The organism is Mycobacterium sp. 3-98 (assembly GCF_035918355.1).
Lineage (GTDB): Bacteria > Actinomycetota > Actinomycetes > Mycobacteriales > Mycobacteriaceae > Mycobacterium > Mycobacterium intracellulare.
In genome coordinates this window covers 3,738,846-3,765,017 of sequence record NZ_CP142360.1, presented here as the reverse complement: position 1 = coordinate 3,765,017, position 26,172 = coordinate 3,738,846, and the positions used below count along the sequence as shown (strand labels likewise).

Annotated in this window: 19 protein-coding genes, 1 tRNA gene and 1 pseudogene; 6 read left to right on the top strand and 15 right to left on the bottom strand. The window is 68.9% G+C overall.

Going from position 1 to position 26,172, the window contains the following annotated elements; genetic code table 11:
• Nucleotides 1-483: 483 nt before the first annotated feature.
• A pseudogene (locus QGN30_RS17765) lies at nt 484-628 on the top strand (hypothetical protein); the annotation flags it as partial.
• 195 nt (nt 629-823) lie between these two features.
• Here the strand turns inward: QGN30_RS17765 and QGN30_RS17760 are convergent.
• Nucleotides 824-2,800, bottom strand: a complete 1,977-nt coding sequence (locus QGN30_RS17760; protein WP_038535847.1) for a TPM domain-containing protein — start codon at nt 2,798-2,800, stop codon at nt 824-826.
• An 88-nt stretch (nt 2,801-2,888) separates the two neighbouring features.
• On the opposite strand from QGN30_RS17760, the gene QGN30_RS17755 reads away from it, so the two are divergent.
• The 3 genes from QGN30_RS17755 (at nt 2,889) to dnaG (ending at nt 6,837) form a co-directional block, all read left to right on the top strand.
• Nucleotides 2,889-4,166: a deoxyguanosinetriphosphate triphosphohydrolase gene (locus QGN30_RS17755; RefSeq protein ID WP_009953073.1), complete on the top strand. Its 1,278-nt coding sequence runs from the start codon at nt 2,889-2,891 to the stop codon at nt 4,164-4,166.
• 70 nt (nt 4,167-4,236) lie between these two features.
• A complete protein-coding gene (sodC, locus tag QGN30_RS17750; RefSeq protein ID WP_009953071.1) occupies nt 4,237-4,854 on the top strand; it encodes a superoxide dismutase[Cu-Zn] in 618 nt (205 codons plus the stop codon).
• Nucleotides 4,855-4,884: 30 nt separating this feature from the next.
• Nucleotides 4,885-6,837 carry a DNA primase gene (dnaG, locus tag QGN30_RS17745; RefSeq protein ID WP_248923603.1) on the top strand — a complete coding sequence of 651 codons (1,953 nt, stop codon included), beginning with the start codon at nt 4,885-4,887 and terminating at the stop codon, nt 6,835-6,837.
• On the opposite strand, the gene QGN30_RS17740 is transcribed toward dnaG, so the two are convergent.
• On the bottom strand, nt 6,821-7,099 hold the full coding sequence (locus tag QGN30_RS17740; RefSeq protein ID WP_009953068.1) for a hypothetical protein: 279 nt from the start codon (nt 7,097-7,099) through the stop codon (nt 6,821-6,823). The two genes, dnaG and QGN30_RS17740, sit on opposite strands and share 17 nt — an antisense overlap.
• Nucleotides 7,100-7,342: 243 nt before the next feature.
• Here QGN30_RS17740 and QGN30_RS17735 point away from each other — a divergent pair.
• A tRNA-Asn gene (locus QGN30_RS17735) sits at nt 7,343-7,415 on the top strand.
• A gap of 28 nt (nt 7,416-7,443) precedes the next feature.
• Here QGN30_RS17735 and QGN30_RS17730 read toward each other — a convergent pair.
• The 10 genes from QGN30_RS17730 to QGN30_RS17685 form a co-directional block, all read right to left on the bottom strand.
• Nucleotides 7,444-8,829, bottom strand: coding sequence for an NtaA/DmoA family FMN-dependent monooxygenase (locus QGN30_RS17730; protein ID WP_248923604.1), 1,386 nt, complete (start codon nt 8,827-8,829; stop codon nt 7,444-7,446).
• Nucleotides 8,826-9,947, bottom strand: coding sequence for an LLM class flavin-dependent oxidoreductase (locus tag QGN30_RS17725; RefSeq protein ID WP_008255641.1), 1,122 nt, complete (start codon nt 9,945-9,947; stop codon nt 8,826-8,828). Before QGN30_RS17725 ends, QGN30_RS17730 begins: the two co-directional genes overlap by 4 nt.
• The gene (locus QGN30_RS17720) at nt 9,944-11,065 is read right to left on the bottom strand and encodes an LLM class flavin-dependent oxidoreductase (protein WP_136245804.1); all 1,122 of its coding nucleotides are present in this window, start codon (nt 11,063-11,065) and stop codon (nt 9,944-9,946) included. The genes QGN30_RS17725 and QGN30_RS17720 overlap by 4 nt, the downstream gene beginning before the upstream one ends.
• Before the next feature lie 142 nt (nt 11,066-11,207).
• Nucleotides 11,208-11,891 (bottom strand): serine O-acetyltransferase, encoded by a 684-nt coding sequence (cysE, locus tag QGN30_RS17715; protein ID WP_064938756.1) that lies wholly within the window; start codon nt 11,889-11,891, stop codon nt 11,208-11,210.
• A gap of 2 nt (nt 11,892-11,893) precedes the next feature.
• Complete coding sequence (gene cysK, locus QGN30_RS17710; protein WP_008255646.1) at nt 11,894-12,826, bottom strand: cysteine synthase A; 933 nt, start codon at nt 12,824-12,826, stop codon at nt 11,894-11,896.
• Between the two features lie 485 nt (nt 12,827-13,311).
• Nucleotides 13,312-14,442, bottom strand: coding sequence for a YeiH family protein (locus tag QGN30_RS17705; RefSeq protein WP_008255648.1), 1,131 nt, complete (start codon nt 14,440-14,442; stop codon nt 13,312-13,314).
• Nucleotides 14,436-14,588 (bottom strand): hypothetical protein, encoded by a 153-nt coding sequence (locus QGN30_RS17700; protein ID WP_162130882.1) that lies wholly within the window; start codon nt 14,586-14,588, stop codon nt 14,436-14,438. Before QGN30_RS17700 ends, QGN30_RS17705 begins: the two co-directional genes overlap by 7 nt.
• Nucleotides 14,589-14,728: 140 nt before the next feature.
• Nucleotides 14,729-15,532: a trehalose 2-sulfotransferase gene (gene stf0 / locus QGN30_RS17695; RefSeq protein ID WP_008255650.1), complete on the bottom strand. Its 804-nt coding sequence runs from the start codon at nt 15,530-15,532 to the stop codon at nt 14,729-14,731.
• A gap of 148 nt (nt 15,533-15,680) precedes the next feature.
• Nucleotides 15,681-15,938, bottom strand: coding sequence for a hypothetical protein (locus QGN30_RS17690; protein ID WP_369798898.1), 258 nt, complete (start codon nt 15,936-15,938; stop codon nt 15,681-15,683).
• A gap of 117 nt (nt 15,939-16,055) precedes the next feature.
• Complete coding sequence (locus QGN30_RS17685) at nt 16,056-20,297, bottom strand: bifunctional nitrate reductase/sulfite reductase flavoprotein subunit alpha (RefSeq protein WP_038538572.1); 4,242 nt, start codon at nt 20,295-20,297, stop codon at nt 16,056-16,058.
• A gap of 329 nt (nt 20,298-20,626) precedes the next feature.
• Here QGN30_RS17685 and QGN30_RS17680 point away from each other — a divergent pair, with 329 nt between their 5' ends.
• Nucleotides 20,627-21,094 carry an LppP/LprE family lipoprotein gene (locus QGN30_RS17680; RefSeq protein ID WP_008255654.1) on the top strand — a complete coding sequence of 156 codons (468 nt, stop codon included), beginning with the start codon at nt 20,627-20,629 and terminating at the stop codon, nt 21,092-21,094.
• 44 nt (nt 21,095-21,138) lie between these two features.
• Here QGN30_RS17680 and QGN30_RS17675 read toward each other — a convergent pair whose 3' ends face one another.
• From QGN30_RS17675 to QGN30_RS17665, 3 genes are all read right to left on the bottom strand, one after another.
• Nucleotides 21,139-23,091, bottom strand: coding sequence for an acyl-CoA dehydrogenase family protein (locus tag QGN30_RS17675; protein WP_014379818.1), 1,953 nt, complete (start codon nt 23,089-23,091; stop codon nt 21,139-21,141).
• 49 nt (nt 23,092-23,140) lie between these two features.
• Nucleotides 23,141-25,477, bottom strand: a complete 2,337-nt coding sequence (locus tag QGN30_RS17670; RefSeq protein WP_008255656.1) for an ATP-binding cassette domain-containing protein — start codon at nt 25,475-25,477, stop codon at nt 23,141-23,143.
• A 114-nt stretch (nt 25,478-25,591) separates the two neighbouring features.
• Nucleotides 25,592-26,080 carry a MarR family winged helix-turn-helix transcriptional regulator gene (locus QGN30_RS17665; protein WP_008255657.1) on the bottom strand — a complete coding sequence of 163 codons (489 nt, stop codon included), beginning with the start codon at nt 26,078-26,080 and terminating at the stop codon, nt 25,592-25,594.
• Nucleotides 26,081-26,172 lie beyond the last annotated feature (92 nt).

The window sequence follows — 26,172 nt, the reverse complement described above, 5'->3', positions numbered from 1 at the left end:
ATGTGCATGGAGTGCACGGCGTGAGAAACCGGAAATTCCGACTAGGTTGGCCGGGGCGGCCAAGCAACGCCGTACCGCAATATGCGAATTCATATAATTCGTCCCGTAAGAACGCGCGCTCGCATGCGTTGCCCCGAGCGGGAAGCGTGGAGCCGGACCCCCGGCGCACCCGCGGCCGACTGCTCGATCCGATCACGACGGCTTACCCTAACGTGCTGTGCGGCAAGGAGTTTGTCCGTAGGAATCGACGGCCGATCGTCCGGGATGGCGCCCGAGTTCCCCGGTGTCGCCGGCCCGCGTGGCCCGCGCGGCGGTCCCCTTACCGGTCGGCGAGAGGCCCGCGTGGTCCGATACACGCTCAAATTAAGGAAAATTGGCAATTCCCGCATATTTTCTTCGGTTTGTCTTACGATGTCAGCGGTTGGTGTAAATAGGTTCGCCACAGCGCCCGAACGCTTAGATCGGCTGTGGAAGGGGGCAGGGGTGCTTTTGCCTCTCGGTTCGCCGTTACCCGATGACACGGTGGCGGCAGTACGCGGTGAGTGCGGTGTGCTCGGCGGTTTATCGGTCCCACTCAAGTGGGGGGTGGTCGTTCCGCCCGACGACTACGACCACTGGGCGCCGAAGTCGGACGCGAGCGCCGACACCACGGAGGAGACACTCGACGCGCCCCGCCCGACGGCGGTCGCCGACGGCGTCTGGAGCGGGTGGGAAGGCGAAGCCGCGGCACGGCCCGTGGGCGTGATCCCGCATTCCCCGGCCGCCGGCTGAAGACCGGTAGGTAGAGAACCGAAAGCCGCCGCGGTCACCCGCGCGCGGCGCGTCAGAATCGGCCGCCGCCACCCATGAACCCGCCGTCGGAAGAACCCGGCGAGCCACCGAACGACGTCGGGCTCCAGCCGCCGAATCCGCCCCGCATCCCCCCGCTGAGCAGGTCGCCGATGATGATGCCGCCGAGCATCGCGCCCATGTCACTACCGCCGCCACGCGTGTAGGCGCGCTGCATCGCCTGCACGTCGTCGTTCGCCAATGACTGAGCGTGAGCGGCCAGCGTCGACGCCGCGTTGGCGTGGGCGATCGCTTCGCTCGGGTTCGTCGCGCCCTTGTCCTGCGCGGCCTGCAGGTGGCGCTTGGCTTCGGCCAGCCGGGTGCGGGCGTCGGGGCCGACGCTGCCGCGGCGCGTGTCGATGTAGTCGGACACCGCGCGCACCCGCGATTGCGCGGTGAACAAGGCCTGTTCCAGTGATCGGCTGAGTCGCTCGGCGGTGGCCTGTTCCTCGGCCAGGGTGGCCAGCAGCCCGTTGAGCGCGGCGTCGGCCTTGGTCACCTGTCCGAAGGCGGCCAGCGGATCTTCGGATCCACCGGCGCGGGCGCTCTCGACGGCCCTGGTGGCCGCGTCGCGGGCCGCCACCAAATCGCCGCTGCGCGTGGGTTTTTTCTGCAGCAGTTCGTTGGCGCGTGCGATGTCATCCTTGATGTCGGCGACGGCCGACGGCAGCCCGTCGATCGCGTGCTGAATGTCGCTGGCCGCGTTGTCCACCGCGTCGAGCAGCGCCCGCGCCTGCCCGAGGGCGGACTCGGCGGCCCGGACCGCGTCGACCAAGCCGGCCTGCCCACCGGTGACGGCGTGGGCGGCCAGCTCACGGGCGGTGCCGATGTTGCGGTCGGCGAACGCCAGCCGCTCCTTGGCCGTCGTGACATTGCCGGACACCGAAGTCAGTGCGGCAGCGCTGAAGTCGTGGTGCAGCGCCGCCAGCCGTTGCTCCGCCGGCGCCAGACGGGTGGTGAGTTCCACGTACTGCTGCGTCAGCGCATCCAGCCGCGACGCGGCGTTGATCACGAGGTCGCGCAGCTTCTCGAAGGCCTCGGTCTGTGACTCCAGCTCGCGGTCGGCCCGCGCCGCCGAGACGATCACCTGGGTGAGCAGTTCGCGCCGCTGGGCGGGTGTTTCCGGTGTGGAGTCGTCGAGTTGTTGGCGCACCGTGAACGCTTGGGACAGAGCCGCTTTGGCGTTGGCCACCGCGCTCGTGAAGGGTCGGGTGCGCTCTTCGCCGAATTCGCCGACCGCCAGGTCCAATTCGTTGGCGCTGGTGCGTAGCGCGTTGTCGACGTCCACCACCAGCGCGCGGGACAGGTCGTCGAGCGTCTGCAGCGGCAGCGCGGCGAGCGCGTCGACGTCGGTGGGGTCGACGCGCCGCGCGGCCGCCAACGCCGCGGCCCGTCGGCGCTGCCCGCGATGACGCATCACCAGCAGCAGGCCGGCCAGCGCGATGAGAATGCCCGCCAGCGTGGCCAGCAGGATCACCCGCCCCGACGAACCGGGCGATGCGTCGAGCCCGTTCGCCGCGGCCACCGCGGCGCCGCTCCAGTCACCGTTGTGCAGGGCGGGTTCGATCTTGTTGCGCCGCAAGCTGTCGACCTGACCGGAGTTGACGCTCTTGATGGTGGACGGCACCAGGAAGGCGTAGGCGCGGCTGGTGGTCGCAACGGCCAGCAGCGCGTCGTAGCCGCCCAGGTCGCTGGCGCGCACGGTGCCTTGTGCCCACCCGGTCGGGCTCTGCCCGGAGAAGTCGTCGACGTAGACCACCCACAGCCGGATGTGGCGGTCGGTGTAGAGCTTGTTGACGGCGGCGGTGACGGTGCTTCGACCGGAATCCGACAGCGCCCCCGCGTTGTCGGTGACGTAGTCGGCCAACCGGAATGATGGTTGCGCGCCGGCGGCCGGTGCCGACAGCAGCCCGCCGCCGAGGCCGACCGTCAGGAGCGTCGCGAGCACGGCGAGCAGGCGAGCGGTGCGCATAGGGCCCAATCTAGCCCCGGCCGACACACGCCAGCGGGCCCGAGTCGAGCCGGACTTGGGCGGGCATTCCCTGGCAGACTGTGCGTCGGTGACCAGGAATCAGCGCGACCCCTACGACGACTTCGACCGTCAGCGACGGGTAACCGAAGCCGCGAAGACCGCGGGTCTGCCGGGCACCGAAGGTCAGCACCGCACCGACTTCGCCCGCGACCGCGCCCGGGTGCTGCACAGCGCCGCCCTGCGCCGGCTGGCCGACAAGACCCAGGTCGTCGGGCCGCGGGAAGGGGACACGCCGCGCACCCGGCTGACGCACTCCCTCGAGGTCGCCCAGATCGGGCGGGGAATGGCCGTCGGCCTGGGCTGCGACCTCGACCTGGTCGACCTGGCCGGCCTGGCCCACGACATCGGCCACCCGCCCTACGGCCACAATGGCGAGCGGGCCCTCGACGAGGTCGCGGCGAACTATGGCGGCTTCGAGGGCAACGCCCAGAACTTTCGAATCCTGACCAGCCTCGAGCCCAAAGTGCTTGACGCCCAAGGCAACAGCGCGGGTCTGAACCTGACTCGCGCGTCGCTGGACGCGGTCACCAAATACCCGTGGCCCCGCGGCGAAGGCCACGGGAGCGCGGCGCGCAAGTTCGGGTTCTACGACGCCGACCGCGAGGCGGCGGCCTGGATGCGCGCGGGCGCCCCGGAGGGCCGGATGTGCCTGGAGGCGCAGGTGATGGACTGGGCCGACGACGTGGCCTACTCGGTGCACGACGTGGAGGACGGTGTCGTCTCCCAACGCATCGACCTGCGGGTGCTGGCCGACGACGACGAGGCGGCCGCGCTGGCCAAACTCGGCGAGACCGAATTTTCCCGGGTGCGCGCCGACGATTTCATGGCGGCCGCGCGACGGCTGTCAGCGCTGCCGGTGGTCGCCGCCGTGGGCAAGTACGACGCCACGCTCGCGGCGTCGGTCGCGCTCAAGCGGCTGACCAGCGAGCTGGTCGGGAGGTTCGCCTCGGCCGCCATCGCCACCACCCGCGCGGCGGCCGGACCCGGACCGCTGGTGCGCTACCGGGCCGAGCTGCAGGTTCCCGATCTGGTGCGGGCCGAGGTCGCGCTGCTGAAAATCCTGGCGCTGCAGTTCATCATGTCCGACCCGCGCCATCAGGAAACCCAGGCCGGGCAGCGTGAGCGCATCCACCGGGTGGCCCACTGGCTGTACGCGGGAGCCCCCCGAACCCTCGACCCGGTCTTCGCCGCGGCCTTCAACACCGCGGCCGACGACGGCGCCCGGTGGCGGGTCATCGTCGATCAAATCGCCTCCTACACCGAGGGCCGGCTGGAACGGATCGACGCCCGCCAGGCCGGCCCGTAGCGGGTCGTGGGGCGCAACAACTTGTCCGGCCCGGGGATCGGCGCGGCCGCCGCGAGTTAGGCTGCCCGACATGAAGAAATTCAGCGGCTCGCCTTTGATGGCCTCCCTTCTGATGGGGCTTCCCGTCGTCGCCATGACCGCCTGCAGTTCACCGCAGCACGAGAGCAGCCAGCCGGGCACCACCCCGCCGGTGAAAACCGCCGCACCGACGTCCTCCGGGGAGGCGACGACCCCGGCACCCGCCGGCGGCTCGCTCAGCGCGGAGTTGAAGACACCCGACGGCCGGACGGCGGCCACCGCGACCTTCGACTTCACCGGCAACTATGTGACCGTCACCGTCAAGACGGTGGCGACCGGCATCCTGACCCCCGGCCTGCACGGCCTGCACGTCCACGAGATCGGCAAGTGCGAGCCGAATTCGGTGGCCCCCACCGGCGGTGCGCCGGGCAACTTCTTGTCCGCCGGCGGCCACTACCAGGCGCCCGGCCACACCGGCAAGCCCGAGAGCGGCGACCTGGCGACGCTCGAGGTGCGCCAGGACGGCGCGGCCTACCTGGTCACCACCACCGATTCGTTCACCCGGGACGACCTGCTGGCCGGTGCCAAGACCGCGCTGATGCTGCACGGCGCCCAGGACACCGAGAACGCGATGGATCGCGTCGCGTGCGGCGTCATCGGAACGGGATAGCGTTCGCCGCCGCGCGCTTAGACTGAGCCGATGTCAAGCCCGGCAAGTTCACGGAGCGACGGCGACGCACGCGCCCGGGGCCGCGGCCGGATTCCCGACCGCGACATCGCCGCCATCCGCGAGCGGGTGCGCATCGACGAAGTGGTCGGCGATTACGTGCAGTTGCGGCGCGCGGGCGCGGATTCGCTCAAGGGGCTGTGTCCGTTTCACGATGAGAAGTCGCCGTCGTTTCACGTCCGCCCCAACCACGGCCACTTCCACTGCTTCGGCTGCGGCGAGGGTGGCGACGTGTACGCCTTCATCCAGAAGATCGAGCACGTCAGCTTTGTCGAGGCGGTCGAGCTGCTCGCCGACCGGATCGGTCACACCATCACCTACTCCGGCCCGGCGACCAGTGTGCAGCGCGACCGAGGCAGCCGAAGCCGGCTCGTCGCGGCCAACGCGGCCGCGGCGGAGTTCTACGCCGCGGCGCTGGAATCCGACGAGGCGGCGCCGGCGCGGCAGTATCTGACCGAGCGCAACTTCGATGCCGAGGCGGCCCGTCACTTCGGTTGCGGGTTCGCGCCGTCGGGCTGGGACTCACTCACAAAGCACTTGGTGCGCAAGGGTTTCGAGTTCAAAGAGCTGGAAGCGGCGGGCCTGTCGCGGCAGGGGCGCCGCGGGCCGATGGACCGCTTCCACCGCCGCCTGCTGTGGCCCATCCGTTCCTCGGCCGGCGAGGTGATCGGTTTCGGCGCCCGGCGGCTCTTCGACGACGACCCGATGGAAGCCAAGTACATCAACACCCCGGAGACGCTGCTGTACAAGAAGTCGAACGTGATGTTCGGCATCGACTTGGCCAAACGCGACATCGCCAAGGGCCATCAGGCCGTCGTCGTGGAGGGCTACACCGACGTGATGGCGATGCATCTGGCCGGGGTCACCACCGCCGTGGCGTCGTGCGGCACCGCGTTCGGCGACGAGCACCTGGCGATGCTGCGCCGACTGATGATGGACGACAGCTTCTTTCGCGGCGAGCTGATCTACGTGTTCGACGGCGACGCGGCCGGGCGGGCCGCCGCCCTCAAGGCGTTCGGCGGCGAGCAGAACCTGGCGGGTCAATCGTTCGTGGCCGTCGCGCCGGACGGCGTGGACCCCTGCGATCTCCGGCTGAAGTCCGGCGACGGCGCCCTGCGCGACCTGGTGGCCCGGCGAACGCCGTTGTTCGAGTTCGCAATCCGGTCGGCGCTCGCCGAGATGGACCTGGACAGCGCCGAGGGCCGGGTGGCCGCGCTGCGGCGCTGCGTGCCCATGGTGGGCCAGATCAAGGACCCCACGCTGCGCGACGAGTACGCCCGCCAGCTCGCCGGGTGGGTCGGCTGGGACGACGTCGCGCAGGTCATCGACCGGGTGCGCGGCCAATCCAAGAACGCCAAAATCCCGGCCCGCGGCGGCGCCGGACCCAAGGCGTCGCGGCGCGCGGAGCAACCCGCCGCCGCGGCCCATGCCGCGGCCAGCCGTCCCGACCCCCGCGACCCCACCCTGTGGCCCCAACGGGAGGCACTCAAGTCGGCGTTGCAGTATCCGGCGCTGGCCGGCCCGGTCTTCGACACGCTGACCGTCGAGAGCTTCACCCACCCCGGCTACGCCGCCATCCGCGCGGCGATCGAGACCGCAGGCGGCACGTCGAGCGGGGTCACCGGGGCGCAGTGGCTCGAGGTGGTGCGCGATCGGGCGTCGTCGCCCTTGACGGCCGCGCTGATCAGCGAGCTGGGCGTCGAGGCCATCCAGGTCGACGAGGAGAAAATGCCGCGCTACATCGCCGGCGTGCTGGCCCGCCTGCAAGAGGTGTGGATGGGCCGGCAGATCGCCGAGGTGAAGTCGAAGTTGCAGCGCATGTCGCCGATCGAACAGGGCGACGAGTATCACGCGTTGTTCGGCGACCTGGTAGCGATGGAGGCCTACCGGCGCAGCCTGCTGGAGCAGGCTAGCGGCGACGAGTAGAGGTCTCGAGCTCCTCGTCGGGCAGCGGCTCGACGTCGCGTTCCATGATGGCGGTTTGGTCGTCGATCTGCGCCAGCGTGACAAAGCCGGCGTCCGGGGAGATCCGGTTCGCGATCTTGCGGCGTCCCCCCTCGATCATCGACTTGGCCACCGGGCTGCTGGTCAGCGCTCGATAGGTGCCGACGATCTGCTCGTATCGCCGACGACCGGCTTTCGAGCCCAGCACGTAACCCAGTCCCAGCACCACGACATACCGGATCAAAGCGTTCCTCCCGACTATCGATGGCTCCATCCTGCCTCACCCGGTGGGGTGTGTGCGCGGTCGACCGGGTGAGACGGTGGCGACCCGCTGCGCCCGGCTACGCCGCGCTTGCGATCGCCACGGGGCCGGACGGTGGCGACCCGCCGCGCCCGGCTACGCCGCGCTTGCGATCGCCACGGGGCGACCCGCGCCAGTTGGGCGTGGTCGTGCCAGTACGCTAGAGTCGTCCCGCGATCGGGTTAGTCCCCTGTAGCTCAATTGGCAGAGCATTCGGCTGTTAACCGAAGGGTTCCTGGTTCGAGTCCAGGCGGGGGAGCAGCAAAATTCAGCGGGCCGCTCGGCCGTCACTGCCCGCTCGCGATACCGGCCGGATTTCCCGCCCATCCCGGCGTCGGCGACAAACCCAGATGCTCGCGCAGCGTGTGGCCTCTGTACTCGGTGCGGAAGCTGCCGCGCTCCTGCAGCAGCGGGACCACCTTGTCGACGAACTCGTCGAGGCCGTGTGGCGTCAGGTGCGGCACCAGGATGAAGCCGTCGCAGGCGTCCGACTGCACGTAGCGGTCGATCTCGGCGGCCACCTGCTGCGGCGTTCCGACGAACTGCTGGCGGCTGGTCACCTCGATGATCAGCTCCCGGATCGAGAGGTTTTCGGCCTCCGCTCGCGCCCGCCAGGTTTGGGCGACCGTCGTGGGATCGCCGTGCCGGACCCGTCCTCTCGTGATGTTCGGGTTCTCGACGGGGTCGACGTCGGGCAGGGGTCCGTCGGGATCGTAGGCCGACAGGTCCACGCCCCACACCTGCTCGAGAAACGCGATCGCGGTCGGACCGCTGACCTGCTGCTCGCGGATGTGGCGCGCGTTGTCCTGCGCCTCGTCGGGGGTGTCTCCCAGCGCGAACGTCGCGCCGGGCAGGACCTTGAGCTGGTCGGGGTCGCGCCCGTGGGCGGCGGCGCGGCCCTTCACGTCGGCGTAGTAGCGCTGCCCCGCCTCGAGCGATCCGTGCAGCGTGAACAGGGCGTCGGCGTGCCTGGCGCCGAAGTCGCGGCCGTCGCTGGAGTCACCGGCCTGCAACAGCACGGGGTGTCCTTGCGGCCCGGCGGGCAGCGCGGCCACGCCGTGGACGCCGAACTGCGGACCGAAATGGTCGACGACGTGGATGCGCGCCGGGTCGGCGTAGGTGCCGGCGTCGACGTCGGCGATCACGGCGTCGGGTGCCCAGCTGTCCCAGAACTTGCGCGCGACGCGGATGAACTCCTCGGCCCGGTGGTATCGGTCGGCGTGGGCGAGGAACCCGCCGCGGCGGAAGTTCTCCCCGGTGAACGCGTCGGAGGAGGTGACCATGTTCCACGCCGCACGCCCGTCGGACAGGTGGTCCAGCGTCGCGAATTGCCTTGCCACCTCGAAGGGTTCGTTGAAGGTGGTGTTGATGGTGCCGGCCAGGCCGAGTCGGTCGGTCACCGCGGCGAGCGCGGCCAGCACGGTGAACGTGTCGGGACGGCCGACGACGTCGAGATCGTGGATTTTGCCGCGGTGCTCGCGCAGCCGCAGCCCCTCGGCAAGGAAGAAGAAGTCGAACAGCCCCCGCTCGGCGGTCTGGGCAAGGTGCACAAACGATTCGAACGAGATCTGGCTGCCCGCGCTCGGATACGACCACACCGTCGTGTTGTTCACCCCGGGGAAGTGGGCGCCCAGGTGTATCTGCTTGCGCTCTCCCGCATCTCGAACAGTCATCCGGTCAGCCCCCATCGTTTGGCGATCAGTTCATGCGAGCGCAGCCGGTCGGCGTGCCGGTGGGTGACGGACGTGATGACAAGTTCGTCGGCACCGGTGACCCGGCGCAGCAGCTCGAGCCGGTCGGCGACCTCATCGGGGTTGCCGACGAATTGTGTTGAGGTGCGGTCGGCCACCAATGCCTGCTGGGCCTCGGTCAGGGGTTCGCAGAAGTCGGGATCCGGGTAGGGGATCGCGCCCCGGCCGCTACGAATGGAATACACCCAGTGGCCGTAACTGGACGCGAGGTAGCGCGCGGTGGCGCTGTCCTCGGCGACCACGACGTCGGCCGACACCACCACGTACGGCCGCGCCAGCCGGGCGGAGGGGCGGAAGGCGTTGCGGTACGCGGTGATCGCGTCGAGCGCGGTGCCGGGGGTGATGTGGTAACTGGCGACGAACGGAAGCCCGCGGGCGCCGGCCACCTCGGCGCTCTGTCCCTTGGTGCTGCCGAAGATCCACGGTGTCAGCTGCGCGTGTTCGCCGGGAACCGCCCGCAGCTGATGGCCGTCGACGGCGTAGGTGCCGTCCAGCATCGCTTCGATGTCGGCGACCTGGTCGGCGAAATCCGCCGGCTGCGCGCACGGTTGGGCGAGCACCGACGCCTGCGCCCGCATCCGTTCGGATCTCATCAGCGGGGTTTGGTCGAACGGTGTGGGGACGAGCAGGCCGTCGACGTCCCGCCACGGCTCGGGCGCGCGGTCGGGCTGGGGGGCGCGCGAGGTCGCGGCCTCTTGCCGCCGCTGCCCGGAGCGGCCCAGGCCCATGTCGATGCGGCCGGGATGCAACGCGTCGAGGATGCCGAAGCTCTCCACCACGGCAAGCGCCGTCGTGTGGCCGACCTGCACGGCGGCCGATCCGACGTGAATGCGTTCGGTGGCCGCGGCGATCTGGCCGATCAGCGTCACCGGTGACGAGCTGGCCACCGCGACGAAGTGGTGCTCGGCGAGCCAGTAACGCTTGTAGCCCCATTGTTCGGCGTGCTGGGCCAGGTCGATGGTGTTGCGCAGCGCCGTCGCGGCGTCGCTGCCGGCGCTGATGGGTGCCAGGTCCAGGATCGACAGGGGAGTGAGGCTCATGACGGCGCCGTCGCGTAGCGGTTGGGGGCGGGCGCCAGGCCGAGGCGGTCCCGCAGCGTCTCGCCCTCGCGGTAGCGGGTGCGGAACCGCCCGGCGCGCTGCAGCAGCGGCACCAGGTCGTCGACGATCGCGGGCAGGTCGATCGCGTTGACCGCGGGCCGCAGCCGCACCCCGTCGACCCCGGCGTCCTGCCAGGCGACCAGCAGCTCCGCCAAATCGCTTGCGCGGCCACGGAAGACGTGCGCGTCGGAGGAGATGGCCGCCCCCGGCGTCAGCGGATCCTCGCCCAGCGACACCACCAGATCGGCGTAGGCCTGGATCGTGCGGCCCGTCGCACGCTGCGCGTGGCCGACCTCGGCCAGGATCGCGCGCAGCGATTCCTCGTCGCGTGGGGTGACGAACACCAGGTCGGCGCTGGCGGCGGCGAATTCGTAGACGCGCGGCGCGTGCGCCACCGCCGCCACCACCGGCTGGCCCTGGGGAGGGCGCGGGGTGATGGACGGTCCCTTGACCGAGAAGTGCTCGCCGGCGAAGTCGATGTAGTGCAGCTTGTCGCGATCGATGTAGCGGCCGGTCGCCACGTCACGGATGACGGCGTCGTCCTCCCAGCTGTCCCAGAGGCGGCGCACCACCTCCACGGCGTCGGCGGCCTCGTGGAAAAGTTCGTCGCCGTCGGGCGCGGATCGCCGGCCGAACAGCACCGCCTCGTGTGCCGTCGGGCTCACCCGCACCTGCCAGCCGGCCCGGCCGTGCGAAATATGGTCAAGCGTCGCAATCGCTTTCGAGACATGGAACGGCTCGGTGTGGGTGACCGTCGCGACGGGGATGAGTCCGATGTGTGCGGTGACCGGCGCGATGCGCGCGGCCACGAGCGTGGCGTCGGCGCGCCCCGCCAGGCGCCGCGGCGAGATCTCGGGCCGGCGGCCCGGCTGCGCATCCAGGCTGTCGTCGATGGTCAGGAAGTCCAGCAGGCCACGTTCGGCGGTGGCGGCCAGCGCGGCCCAGTATCGCCCGCTGAGTTGCCCGCCGCCGGTTGCGTTGTGCGCGAAGGCGTATCGCCACGCGTGGGGGTGCCACCCGTAGCCGTCGAGCCCCACGGCCAGATGCAGCTCGGTCATGACCGGGCCGCGGAATCTGCCGTCGGGACGCCGTCGTGCATCGTGTCCATAACCCACTGTGCAACGCTCAGCGCGGCAATGCATTCCGGGGCGGGGTTAACGTCAGCGTGAGTAATACTCTGCCGAGTTCATCGCCGAAGAATCAGATGGAGAAGTCCTCGCCGTACCAGACTCCGGCTTCGGGGGGCCGGATGACGTGGTTGGTCTGCGCGCCGTCCGCCCGGGCCTCGAGTTTGGTCACCCGGGTCAGCAGCGACTGCAGGCTGACACCGACGAGATCGGGCATCATCGAGTCGTCCGGACTGCCGGGACGGCTGCGGCTGATGACCTGTCCGGGCACCCCGATGACCACCGCGCTGGACGGAACCTCTTTGACCACCACGGCGTTGGCGCCGATGCGGCTGTCGTCGCCGATTTTTATCGCGCCCAAGACCTTTGCGCCCGCGCCGATGATCACCCGGTCGCCGATGGTGGGATGGCGCTTGCCGGTGTCCCTGCCGCTGCCGCCGAGGGTGACGCCGTGGTAGATCGTCACGTCCTCGCCGACCTCGGCGGTCTCGCCGATCACCACGCCGGTGGCGTGATCGATGAACAGCCCGGGGCCCAGGACGGCGCCGGGATGAATCTCGACGCCGGTCAGGATTCGGGTGATCTCGGCGGTGATGCGCGCGATCAGCCTCGCCCCGCGCAGCCACAGCCAGTGGTTGATGCGGTGAAACCAGATGGCGTGCACCCCGGGATAGGCGAAGATCACCTGCAGCGTGGTCGGGGCGGCGGGGTCTCGCTCCCTGGCGGCCCGGATGTCGGTGCGAATGGCGTCGAGCATGACTAATCGGCCAGGTCGGCGAACAGCGGCGTGCTCAGGTAGCGCTCGCCGAAGTCGGGCAGCACGACGACGATGAGCTTTCCGGCGTTTTCCGGGCGGCGGGCGACCTTCAGGGCGGCCGCCAGCGCGGCCCCCGAGGAGATGCCGACCAGCAGTCCCTCTTCGGCGGCCAGCCGCCGGGCCAACGTCATCGACTCTTCGTTGCCGACGGTGATGACCTCGTCCACCAGGTCCATCGCCAGCACCGGCGGGACGAAACCGGCGCCGAGGCCCTGGATGGGGTGCGGCCCTTTCTGTCCACCGGAGAGCACCGGGGACCCCTCCGGCTCGACGGCGATGAATTGTGCGGAGGGCTTACGTTCTTTGATGACCTGAGCCACCCCGGTGAGGGTGCCGCCGGTCCCGACCCCGGCGACGAAGATGTCCACCTTGCCGTCGGTGTCGCGCCAGACTTCCTCCGCCGTTGTCTTGCGGTGGATTTCGGGGTTGGCCGGGTTCTCGAACTGCTGCGGCACGAAGTACCGTTGGTCGCTCTTGGCCAATTCCTCGGCCTTGGCGATGGCGCCCGGCATGCCCTCCGGACCGGGTGTCAAGACGATCTCGGCGCCCAACGCGCGCAACAACATTCGCCGCTCGACGCTCATCGTCTCCGGCATGGTCAACACGCAGCGGTAGCCGCGTGCGGCCGCCACCAGCGCCAGCGCGATGCCGGTGTTCCCGCTCGTCGGTTCGAGAATGATCGTGTCCGGCTTGATCACGCCCGCCTTTTCGGCCGCGTCGATCATCGCGACCCCGATGCGGTCCTTGACGCTGTTTCCCGGGTTGAAGAATTCCAGCTTGGCGACGACGTCGGCGACCGCACCGTCGGTGACCCTGTTGAGCCGGACCAGCGGGGTGTTTCCGATCAGTTCCGTGACGTTCTCGGCGATGCTCATCTACCTTTTGTCTCCAACGATGTAGGACCAGGCCTCTCAGCCTGCCAGCTAATATCGAACTCTATGTTCATCTCGGTCGGGATGGCTAGCGCCGCATAATCGAGTCGAGCCTGATCAGGGCCGCTGCGGCTAGCTCCCGCCAGGGCGTGAATCGGCTCGGACGATACGGTCATCGGTCGCTAATTTTCCTGAAAATCTCCGTGAGCCCGCGTCTTGACGCCGCCGGACAAATACACCGAAACCGCCCTGACATGGGCTAGCGCGCGGATTTCTACAGTGTCAGAGGCGTGCGGATCAACAACAGCGACACGAACAGTCCGCGACGCGCGACGGGACAAAGCGCAGCTGTACGGAGTGTTGCATGCGTCCACTATAGGACAGGCGAGGTTTTCGCCCGTTGGGCTCAGCCGGGATCCGCGCCGTCTGGGCTGGTCATCGCTTCGATCGGCTCGGCGCGAGGGTCTCCGCATGTGTCGGCGCCGTGCCTAGGCGCTGACACCCCACCCGAGCAGCCGCGACGTCAGCAGCACGATGCCGAGGGAGACGGTGGCGACGACCGTCAGCCCGATGACCGCGACGACCAGCGGGCGCCAGCCGGTGCGCGCGATCTGACGGATATCGGTGTTGAGGCCCACGCCAGCAAAGGTCAGCAGGAACGCCCATTTCGACACGTTGGCGAGGTTGGCGGTTTGGCCTTTGGTCAGCCAGCCGGCGGTGGCGATCGCCGACACCGCCAGGAAGCCGAGCACGAATTTCGGGAATTTGTTCCAGACGAACGCGGCCTTGGCATTGGCGCCCCGCGCGATCTCGTCGGCCTGCCCGCGCGCGGCCCAATACAGCGCGAAGCCCAGCACGACGAAACCGATCAGCGCGTTGCGGGTCGACTTCACCAGCACCGCGATCTTGCCGGCGTGGTCGGAGTACAGGTAGCCCGTGGCGGTGGTTTCGGCGGTGTTGTCCACGGAAAGCCCTGCCCACAAACCGAATTCGTGATCGGTGAGCCCGATCGCGTGGCCCAGCGGCGGCAACACGAACAGTGACACCGCGCCCAGCGCCAGGATCGCCGCGATCGCGTAGCTGACATCGGAATTGCGGGCCCGGATCGCGCCCTTGGCCGCCACGATCGCCGACACCCCGCAGATCGACGTGCCGATCGCCAACAACGAGCCGAGCTTGCCCGACAACCCGAACGCGCGGGCCACGACGATGATGATCGTCCCCGCGATCGTCATGTCCACCAGGATCTGCACCAGGCTGATCCCGCCGAGCTTGGCGATGTCGCCCAGCACGAAACGCGAACCGAGCGCCACGATGCCGACCTTGAGCCAGAATTCGTAGGTCAGCACGCCGGAGCGAAAGATCGGGTGCAGGCCAACGGTATTGGTGATGAGCAGCCCAATCACGATCGCCCACAACACGTATTCGATGTCGGGCACCGTCCAGTGCTCGTGTTTGGCCAGCGCGTTCCACCAGATCTGGGCGTACTTGCCCAGCACCCCGACGCCGATCAGCAGCAGGATGCCCGGGACATAGTCGAGCGGACGGGTACTGGTGAACGTGGTTTCGGCAGATGCTTCGCCGGGCTCGACGCGCACCGTGCTCACGCCGGTCACCACGGAACCTTCGGAAGCACGTCGGCCACCGCCAGCGCGACGATGGCGCCGGCCACCGCGGTCGCCCACCAGTCCACCGATATCGCGCCGAGCCTCGCGGTCCAGCGCGGTCCCCGCAGCGCGTCGTCCTCTGGCACGCCCTCACCCACGATGGCCACTCCTCACGCGACTCCCCGGGCGACAGTGGCGGCTTGCGCAGCCGCATCCCGTTGAGGGGAATCGTGGCCCGTGGGTCCGGCGCGTCCAAGTGATTGACTCGGGCAGAATTTAGCTCGCCCGGGGCGGTCGATCAGGTTGGCAGGCCGCGCTTCTCGGCGTCGGCACGGTAGCGGTCCACCCACTCGTCGGAGCGATGGTCGGCCTGGCGTTCGAGCACCGGCTCCGGCGCCAGCTGCGGGTCGAGACCCAGCGCCTCGAGGATGGAGGCCACCACCTGGGTGAGGTTGCGCCACAACACCGGATACGGAATCTCCATGGGCGTGATGCCCTCCTGGGCGAACCAGTTCCGCCAGCCCTCTTCTTGCGCGCGCAGCATGGTGACCACGTGAGCGATCGCCCCGGCGTGGTAGGTGGCGCGTGCGTCGCGGGCCGGGTCGGGCCTGCCCCGCCAGACGCGGGTCTGCACCGCGCGCCAGAAGGACACCGCCTGCGAAATCACGTCGGGCCGGTAGACGTGAATCAGTAGCGGGTCTTCGCCCACCACGTCGCGGATGGCCGCGAGCAGGCCGTCGCCGCTTCGGTCCGGCAGGTTCTTGGCGCGGTCGAGCAGCAGCGGTGTCTGGTTCCACATCAGCTTGCCGCCCCACACCCCGTTCGGCGTCCGTCCGACCGTACGGATGTAGGCGCGCCAGATCTCGGGCGGCGCGAGGTCCGGGGTCCCGGCGTCCAGCGGGTCAAGCAGATTCAGGATCGACTCGTCGTCGACGCCGGCGAACCACTCCCGTGGCTGTGGCGACTGGCTGGTGGCCGGCAAATACTGAAAGAACTCCTGCGGCTCGCCGGCCACGCCGGTCGCGCGCAGCGATTCGACCAGCAGCGTGCTGCCGCTGCGCTGCGACGCCAACACCAGGTATGACGACGGCCTGTTTGTCACCCGCAGAGTCTAACCAGAATTTGAAATCCCAATCTGTCAAGCACGATTAGGGTCGGCGTGAATGAAAACCTTGCGTCGCCCCGATGTTGCCCTTATAGCTCCGGCGCGGACGGCCAGCCAAAGCCACGGTTTCGTGAACCCAAGGGATTCAGGAATATTCGAGGTTTTGTTTCGTCGCAGCCAAAGGAGCCTGCTCGGCGGCGATCTCGCAGACGCACAAGCGCCTGCGCATCAGGTGCTGGGCGTAAACCTTGTCGCGCTGATCGCGCGAGAACGCGAAGTCCAGGTTGACGGGCAGCCCCGCCCAATCCACCCGCTCCTCCGTCACGCCGACGCGTCGTAGGCGGCATCGCAGCGGGCAGCCGTTCTCGAGGACCCGATCGGGTCCATCACAGTCCCGAGTCATACGACGACCCCTTCAGGTGCGCGACCTTCTGAGTGCATGGTGCGACGCGGATGTTTCATCGGCGGATGCGCGATGTTTCCGCCGTATTACAAGTTCGATGTCAGCGGCGGATCGGCGCTAGTAGACGTCGCGGTGGTAGCGCTTGTCGGCGCTGAGCCCTTGCACGTACGCCTGCGCCGCGTCCGGGTCGAGGTTGCCGAATTCGGCCGCGATGTCGCACAGCGCGCGGTCGACGTCCTTGGCCATCGGGTCGGCGGTGCCGCAGACGTAGAGCTGGGCGCCGTCCTGCAACCAGCTCCACAGCTGCGCGCCGCGGTTGCGCATCAGGTGCTGCACGTAGACCTTTTGCTGCTGGTCCCGGGAGAACGCGAGGTCCAACTCGGTGAGAAAGCCGTCGTCACGCATCTGTTCGAGTTCGTCGCGGTAGTAGTAGTCGGTGGCGGCATGTTGCTCGCCGAAGAACAACCAGTTGGGTCCGGTGTGGCCGAGCGCGCGCCGCTCCTGCAGAAAGCCGCGGAAGGGCGCGATGCCGGTGCCCGGACCGATCATGATCATCGGCGTGTCCGGGTCGCTCGGCGGGCGGAAATTGCTCGACGACTGCAGGTACACGGCGACTCGATCGCCAGGGGAACGGTCGGCGAGGTAGGTCGAACACACCCCGCGGCGCGGGACGCCCTGGAAGTTGTAGCGCACCGGTGAGACCGTCAGGTGAACCTCGCCCGGGCACTCTTTCGGGCTCGATGAGATCGAGTACAGCCGCGGCTGAAGGCGTTTGAGCACTCGCAGCCACTCGTGGGCCGACGCGATGACCGGCAGCTGCGCCAGCAGGTCGATGGATTGCCGGCCCCACGACCAATCCGCCAGGGCGCGCTTGTTTTCCGGCTTCAGCAGCTCCGCGAGTTTCGCATCGCCCGTGCGCTCCTGCACGAACCGCACCAGGTCCCGGCTGATGTGGGCGATTTCGATGCGCTCGGTCAGCGCCGAGCGCAACGACATCAGCCCGTGCTCGCCGACCTCGACGGGTGTCTGCGCGTCCAGCCCGGTGACGGACAGCCATTCGTCGACCAGCTGGTCGCTGTTGCGCGGCCACACCCCGAGCGCGTCACCGGCCTCGTAGGTCACGGTTTCTTCCGGCAGGTCGAAAACCAAGTGCCGCACGTCTTTTGCCGATTTCGGCCGACTCAGCACGGTGTTGCGGACCATGCCGGTGATCAGCGGATGCTTCTTGCTGTACGTGCTCGGCGCGGGCGGGCCCGGGCGCGACGGCGCCACCACCGTGGAGGCGCGGGCCGGCGCCGCCGCCCTGCCGTCGCCACCGACGGAGGTGGGGGTCCGGGTCAGGGCGTCGATGATGTCGCCAAGCCACTTCGCCGCGGAGTCGTCGTAGTCGGGTTCGCAGTCGACCCGGCCGGTGAGGCGGGTCGCGCCCAGCTCGGCGAGCCGCGCGTCGAGATTGCGTCCGTGGCCGCAGAAGTCGTCGTAATTGGAGTCGCCCAGCGCGAGCACGGCGTAGCGGGTATCGGTGAATCGCGGCGCGGTCTCGGACGTCAGCGCCCGCCACAGGCCGGCACCGTTGTCGGGCGCGTCGCCGTCACCGGTGGTGCTGGTGATGAGCAATAGCTCCCGCGTTTTCGTCAGCTCGGCCACCGGGAAGTCGTCCATGCTGTGCAATGAGACCGGCAGCTTGGCGTCGGCCAGTCGGGCGGCGATGTCGGCGGCGAGCTCCTCCGCAGTCCCCGTCTGCGACGCCCACAGCACCACGACGGGAGCGCGCTCGGGCGCGGGTGGGGGCCCGGCCGGCGCGACGGGCGGCTGCCCAACGGCCGGCGCCGGAGCCGATGGGGGCGCCACGGGCAGCGCCACCGGCTTGGGTCCGTCGGCGCGCGAGAACAATCCCGCCAGTAGGCCGTCCACCCACAACCGGGTGCCGGAATCGAACGGCGCGCTCGGCGGCAAGGTCGGCACCCCGGCGGCGCGGCGGCCGGCGTCCGAGCGGAGCCCGGTCAGCATCCCGGCGAGGTAGGCGCGGCCGAGTTCGTTGAATTCCGGCTTGGGCAGTGTTGTGACGCCGAGCAATTCGCCCAGGGTGTCGAGTTGGGGCACGCTGATTTCTCGTACCTCCCTGGCCGCGGCGTCCGGTGCGTCGGTGTTCGCCGTCGTCGTGGTGTCCGGATCGGGTTGGGAGACAGCTACTTTCGTCAAGGTGACGGCGCACGCCTTGAATTCGGGCTGGTTCGAGATCGGGTCGACGGCGTCGTTGGTGACGGCGTTGATCGACAGGTACTCGCCGAAGGCATCGTTCCAGTGGAACGGCGCGAAGCAGTTGCCCGGACGCACCCGATCGCTGACGACCGCGGGCAGCACCGCGCGGCCGCGGCGAGAAGCGATTTCGATCGGATCGTCGTCGGCGATATCAAGCCTCGCGGCGTCGTCGGGGTGGATCTCGACGAACGGTCCGGGGTTGAGCTTGTTGAGCTTGGCGACCTTGCCGGTCTTGGTCATGGTGTGCCATTGGTGCGGCAGCCGGCCGGTGTTCAGCAGGAACGGGTAGTCGTCGTCCGGCATCTCCTCGGGCAGCAGGTGCGGGCGGGCGAAGAACGCCGCACGGCCGCTCGGGGTCGGAAAGGCCAGTCGCGGCACCGTGCCGTCGTCGCGGACCAACTGTGATTGGCTGACACCGTCGTTCAGATAGCGGATCGGGTTGCGATCGGCCTCGCTGTCCGGCGCGCACGGCCACTGCACCGGACTCCGGCGCAACCGCTCGTAGCTGATCCCGCGCAGGTCGTAACCGGTCTTCGGGTTCGAGAACCGCTTGATTTCCTCGAAGACCTCCTCGGCGGAGTCGTAACTGAACGCCTCCGAAAAGCCCATCTCGCAGGCGATCCGGGCGATGATTTGCCAGTCCGGCATCGCGTGACTCGGTGCGGGGACCGCCGGCTGGAACAGCGTCATGTTGCGCTCGGAATTGACCATCACCCCCTCAGACTCCGCCCACAGGGCCGCTGGCAATAACACGTCGGCGTATTCGGTGGTCTCCGTCTCGAGGAACGCGTCCTGGACCATCACCAATTCGGCGCGCTCCAGTCCGGCCAGCACCGTCTTGCGGTTGGCAACGGAGGCAACGGGATTGGTGCAGACGATCCAGCACGCCTTGATCTGTCCGGCGGCCATTCGGGAGAACATGTCGATGGTGCCGGTGCCGACCTCGGTGCGCAGCGTTCCGCGGGGGACGCCCCACAGGTCTTCGACGAACTCGCGGTCCTCGGCCGAGGCGACCGACCGCTGCCCCGGCAGGCCCGGTCCCATGTAACCCATCTCGCGGCCACCCATCGCGTTGGGCTGCCCGGTGAGGGAGAAGGGACCGCTGCCGGGCTTGCAGATGGCCCCAGTGGCCAGATGCAGGTTGCAGATGGCGTTGGTGTTCCAGGTGCCGTGGGTGCTCTGGTTGAGCCCCATCGTCCAGCAGCTCACGAAATTGTCGGCCTCGCCGATCATCTGGGCCGCGGCGCGGATGTCGTCTTCGGGGATGCCGGATATTTCGCTGACCTTGGCGGGGGTGTACTGCGCCAGGAAGCTGGGCATCACCTCCCAGCCCTCGGTGAACTCGGCGATGAATTCGGGGTCGGTGTGGCCGTTCTCGACGATCAGGTGCAGCAGGCCATTGAGCAGCGCCAGATCCGACCCCGGGGCGATCTGCAGGAAGAGGTCCGCCTTGTCGGCGGTCGCCGTGCGGCGCGGGTCGACGACGATCAGTTTTGCGCCGGCCTTGACGCGGTCCATCATGCGCAGGAAAAGGATCGGGTGGCAGTCCGCCATGTTGGCGCCGATGACGAAGAAGACGTCGGCGTGTTCGAAGTCCTGATACGAACCCGGGGGGCCGTCGGCGCCCAGCGAAAGCTTGTAGCCAGAACCCGCACTGGCCATGCACAGTCGCGAGTTCGACTCGATCTGGTTGGTGCCGATGAACCCCTTGGTCAGCTTGTTCGCCAGGTACTGCGCCTCGATGGACATCTGGCCGGACACGTACATCGCGAACGCGTCCGCGCCGTGTTCGTCGATGATCGCCCGTAACCGTCTCGCGCACTGGGTGATCGCCTGATCCGGGTCGATGGCCTGCAGCGGTTCGCCGCGATCGGTGCGCACGTACGCCGAGTCCATGCGGCCGGGGGCGCCCAGCATGTCCGCGGTGGTGGCGCCCTTGGTGCACAGCCGGCCGAAGTTGGCCGGATGTTCTTTGTTGCCAACCGACTTGGTGACGTGACCGCGACCCGTTTCCGGGTCCGTTGTGATCTGCAACACCATGCCGCAACCGACGCCGCAATACGCGCACATGGTGTTCACGGCGTTCTCCTCCGCCATGGACTCCGTGGCCACGCTCACGTCCCTCCGTCGAGTGCGTACGGGTTAGCTCCGTATCGAGTGAGTTCATTGTGGAGCAGGCATGTTTCGCCGCCGCTCCCCGCAATTTCCCCCCGTTTACTTTCTTCTCTCACCGGCCGACACGCCAATGTGAAATCGCCGGGGGAATTCGCGGCGGGGGATCGCGTTACCGCAGGTCACCGTTGACCACCCGCCCCGCACGAGGTTACGTCGCGCACCCCGCACGACGCTTCTCAGAACGGGCTTTCCGACCAAACCGACGGAACATTCACAGTCTTCGCTAAGCTCACCGCGTGCGTCGGCTCACTGTGATCGTGCTGGTTTTGCTGGCCTGTGGTTGCGGCGGCAAAGCGCCCACGCCACCGCAGGCCAAGCCCGACACCTGCAAGGCCTCCGACGGGCCGACCGCCGACACCGTGCGCCAGGCGATCACCGCGGTCCCCATCGCGATCCCCGGCACCATCTGGGTTGAAATCGGGCGCGGCCATACCCGCAACTGCCGGTTGTCGTGGGTGCAGATCATCCCCACGATCGCGAATGAGTCGACTCCCCAGCAGCTGCTCTTCTTCGACCACAACAGGCCGCTCGGGACCGCCACCCCGAACCCAAAGCCGTACATCACCGTGCTGCCTCCCTCGGATGACACCGTGACCGTTCAGTACCAGTGGCAGAAGGGAAATGATCAGCTGTGCTGTCCCAGCGGGATCGGGACGGTGAAGTTCCGGATCGGCCCGGACGGCAAGCTGCAAACCGTCGGCAAGGTTCCCAACCAATAACCCGTCGGGCCAAGGGCTTCGACGACGCCGATCGGCTTCGCCTGTCAGCTTGTGACGGCGTCCGCCAAGTTCTCCGGGTGCAGCATCTCGGCGTAACGCAGTTGCTCGGGAACCCCGAAGCCGTCGACCAGTGTCGCGGCGTGCGGGCGCAGCGCCCGGCAGCGGTCGTTGATTCCCCGCGTGACGGCCTTGGCGCGCTCGGTGGACAGGTACCGGTGCTCGATGTACCACGCCTTGTCGTCCTCGATCACCGACAACGCGTACAGGTCGCACAGGATCCCCAACAGCTCGCGGGCCTCCTCGTTCGCGCAGCCGTCGATCCCGGCGACGAACGCTTCGAGCACCACGCGGTCGATGTGGGCGCTCGCCGCGTGCAGCACGTGGTCCTGCACCGAGTTGAACGCGTCGAATTCCGACATCTCTTTGGATTTCGCCTGCAGCCGGCGCGCCACCGACGCCAGCAGGTATTCCTCGCGGTCTTCGAACATCTTGATCTGCGTGCCGCGATTGAACAGGCTGCCCTCTTCCTCGCTGTCCTGGCGGGAGTCCACGATCGTTTGGATAATCGCTTCCGCCGCAGTGCGTTTGATGACGCGTTCACCGACGGTGTTGGCGGCAAAGCGCACCCATTCGACCGGGCTCATGCTCTTGATGTCGTCGGCGTACGCGGTCAGCAGTTCCTTGGCCACCAGCTGGGTCAGCACGTGATTGTCGCCCTCGAACGTGGTGAAGACGTCGGTGTCACCGCGCAGCCCGATCAACCTGTTCTCGGCCATATAGCCCGCGCCGCCGCACGCCTCGCGGGATTCCTGGATCGCGCGGCTGGCATGCCAGGTGTTGGCGGCCTTTAGCCCGGCCGCGCGGGCTTCGAGCTCGCGTTGCTCGTCGGCGTCGGGTGCGTCGGCGCTCTGGACGTCATGACATTTGCTGACCAGTTCGTTCTGCGCGAACTGCAGGGCGTAGGACTTCGCGATCAGCGGGAACAGCCGCCGCTGGTGCACCAGGTAGTCCATGATCAGCACCTCGGAACCGTCGTCGGGGGCGCTGAACTGCCTGCGCTGCAACGCATACCGGGTCGCGATGTCCAGCGCCACCCGGCCGGCGGCGCCGGCGCTGCCGCCCACGGTGATCCGGCCGCGCACCAAAGTGCCCAGCATGGTGAAGAACCGGCGGTTGGGGTTCTCGATCGGCGAGCTGTAGGTGCCGTCGGGGGCGACATCGCCGTACTTGTTCAACAGGTTCACCCGCGGGACGCGAACGTGGTCGAACACGATGCGGCCGTTGTCCACCCCGGGCAGCCCGCCCTTGTATTCGCAGTCCGACGTGGTGATCCCGGGCAGGTCGTTGCCGTCCTCGTCGCGGATCGGGACCAGCACGCAGTGCACGCCGTGATTGACCGGCTTGCCGTCCTCGGTGGTGATCAGTTGCGCGAAAACCGCTGCCATGGTTGCGGTTTCGGCCGCGCCCCCGATGTAGTCCTTGCGCGCCGACGGGGTGGGGGAGTCGATGACGAACTCCTGCGTCTCGGCGTCGTAGGTCGCGGTGGTCTCCAGCGACTGCACGTCGCTGCCGTGCCCGGTCTCGGTCATCGCGAAACAGCCGCGCAATTCCAGGCTGATGATCTTGGGCACGTAGGTCTCGTGGTGGCGCTCGGTGCCCAGGTTCTCCACGGCACCGCCGAACAGCCCCCACTGCACCCCGGCCTTCACCATCAGCGAGAGGTCCGACATCGCCAGCATCTCGATCATCGTGATCGCCGCGCCGACGTCGCCGGTGCCGCCATGTTCTTTGCGGAAGCTGTCGGCGGCCGCGCCGAACGCCGCCATGATCCTCATCTGCTCCGCCACCTTGGTGCGGGCGATCACCGTGTTGGGGGTGTAGTGCGGGCGGAACAGGTCCTCGGTCAGCGTCGTCCGCATCCGGTTTCTGACGTCACGCCACCGGCCGTCCAGCGCGTTGCGGAGATGTTCTGCGGTGCTTGTCTTTTGTGGCGCCATAAGCCGACAGTAATGCGCGGCTCGCGCCGCGGGGAACAAGAACGACGGTTCAGGTGCCGCGGACCGGTGGGCGGTGCTCGCCGGGCAGCGGCGAGCGCAGCCGGTAGAGCGTGAACCCGGCCGCGACGGCACCGAACAGGCCGAGCATCACCATGTCGAAGACCCACCAGCCGCTGTAGTGGGTCCACGTCAAGACGTTGGCGGCCAGCGCGTCGGTCCTGCGTAGATTCACCGTGGACGCCGAGGCCGCGAAGCCCCACTGGGCCGGGACGAACCAGCTGATCTGCTGCAACCCCCACAGGCTCACCAGCTGCACCAGGCTCCCGTTGAAGAGCGCGGACGCCAGGATCACCGGGACCACCAGCGGTAGGACTTGCCGGAGCGCGGTGCCCAGCGCCGAGAGGGTGAGGCCGATCACCGCGGACACGATCGCGGTGGCCGCCGCGGTGACGTAGAGCTCGACCGTGGCGTTGCGCAGCAACGCGGCGTCGCCCGCCGGTCCGCCCCGCACGGCGACGACGATCGCGAACATGACGGCGGTCCACAGGGCGGCGGCCAGCGCGTACACCGTGAGCTTGGCGGCCAGGTAGGCCGGCGCGGACAGTCCTACCTGTTGTTCCCGGCGGAAGACGCGGTGCTCGAGGACCAGGGCGCGGATGGTCAGGGCCGTGCCCAGGATCACCGCGCCGACGTTGAGGGCGGCGAGGATTTCGATGGCTTCGTGCCCGTTGGCGCCGCCCGGCCCGGGACGCGTCAGGCCTGCGTCGCCCGGGATCAGCAGCGTCAGCCCCGCCAGCACGAACGGCAGGATCGCCAGGAACGCGAAGTAGCTGCGATGGGCCAGGAGCAGGCGGACCTCCCGTCGGGCCAGCAACCGGATCTGGCGGCGCCGGGGCAGCCCGGCCGGCGGCGTCCACGGCGCGGCGACCTCGGGCGGGGCGGTCAACGGCTGCGGCCGCGCGCGGAACGCGGCGTGCGTTCCGTCGGGATCGGCGCTCACCCGGGCGAGGAGTTGCGACCAGTCGGTGGTGCCCATGGCGGATCCGGCGTCGAGGGGGGTGCCCAGGTACGCGACCTTGCCCGCCCCGGTGAGTACCAGCACCTGATCGCACGTGTCGACGTCGGTGAGCGACGCGCGCGCCGAGATCGCGACGATGACGACACAGCCGATATTGGCCTGGCGCCGCAGCACCGCCATGACGTGGCGCTGTTGCGCCGGGTCCAGCCCGGCGGTGGGTTCGTCGACCACGAGCAGGCTCGGCCGCGTGATCAGCTCGATCGCCAGGGCGGCGCACCGGCGCACCTCGGGGGCGAGCTTGCGGATCCGGGTGGTGCGGTGCGGCGTCAGGTCGAGCTCGTCGAGCACCTGGCCGACAACCCGCTCGCGCTGCTCGGCCGAGGCCTCCGGTGGCAGCCGGACTTCGGCGGCGTACTGCACGGCCTGTTCGACCGTGAGCTGGCGGTGCAGCCGGTCGTCACGCGCGACGATCCCGATGCGGCTGCGCATGGCTTGCAGTTCGGCGTGCACGTCGTGCCCATCGACGGTGGCGCGCCCGGAGCTGGGTGCCCTGGTGCCGGCCAGCACGGCCAGCAGCGCGGAATTGCGCGCGGCGGAGGGCCCGATGACGGCGGTCATGGTGCCCGGACGGGCCCCGAACGAGATGTCCGACAGGATCTGCCGCCCGTCGACGGCAAGGCCCAGCTGGTACGCCGTCACCCCGGTGGTGCGCGCCGCGGTTCGCAGCGGCAGACGGAAGGTGGAGTTGGCCTCGTCGCTGCGAATGGAGGGGCGCTGGGCGCGCAGCTTCGAGGTGATCACCCGCTCGATCAGGCCCGGGCCTTTTGGTTGTTCGGCCGGTGCGACGGGCGGGTGCGTCGGTGCGACCGGTGGCTGAAAGGGAGGGAGCGCCGCGGGATGCGGCGTTACTGGCGGGGGTGGGGGCGCCGGGGTCGGTGGGGGCGCCACCACGGGCATGCGCTGGGTGGCGCTTTGGGTGGGGACCCGCGGATCGGGCCCGCCGGGCGGCGGGTGTCCCGGTGCGGCGGGGGCGGGCGCGAGCTGGAAAATCAGCCGCGGGCCGTGCTGGGGATCGCCGATGGTGATCCCCAGGCCGTCGCGGATCTCGACCGTCGGCACGCGAAATCCGTCGAGGAAGATGCCGCGGTGGCTCAGATCGATGGCCACCCATTGGGCCCCGGTGAACCGGAGCACCACATCCGGATGGGGCGCGGGCGGCGGCGCGGGACTTCCGAGGCGCTCCAGCGGGATGTCGCAGCCCGGGCCATAGCCGACGAGCACGTCGCGTCCCGGCGAAAAGACATACCTGCTCGGTCCGGCCCACACGGTCAGCGGGGAGGCCGGAACGGCCGAAGCCTCGGTCGGCATGGCCGCCACCTTTCGTCACCGGTCAGCTCGATTGGGTCTCGCCGTCAGGCGCCGGTCGCCCGTTCGGTTACGTGTCTACCCGCGCTCGCGGTCCGCTCTCCAGCATTGTGACGTTCACAGCGAGGTACGGCGGCCCGCGAGCGAGGTGGCCAGGGTGGCATCGTCGAGCAGTCGGCGCAACACGTCGACCGCTTGCATCAACACCTGGCGGTCACCGGCGTCGAGCAGCGCCAATTGGGGTTCGATCGCGGCGGCGCGGTCGGCCCGGACCGCGTTGAGGGTGCGCCTGCCCTCGGCGGTGATGCGGATGCGGACGGCGCGCGCGTCTCCCGGGTCGACCATGCGGGTCACCAGACCCGCTTCCTCGAGGCGACGCACCTGCGTGGTCATCGTCGGTTGCGAACAGTGATCGACGGCGGCGAGGTCACCGATTCGGGCTTCGCCGTGAACTTCGATGGTGGCCAGCAGCCTTGCCTGCGCGGCCGGCAGCGGCATCTGGATGCGCTGGGTGGCGAGGCGGTTGAGCCGCGCGACCACGGCGAGCAGATCGGCCCCCAGCCCCTGCGCTCCCTCGAGCTTTGCGGTGTCGACGACATTGTCCATGTATCCATGGTTGCATAGCTTTGCTAAGCGAGGGCGAAGCGACCAGGCGTGCCGCGCCAAAACCCTTCTTCAGCGGACACCCCCTCGCGGGA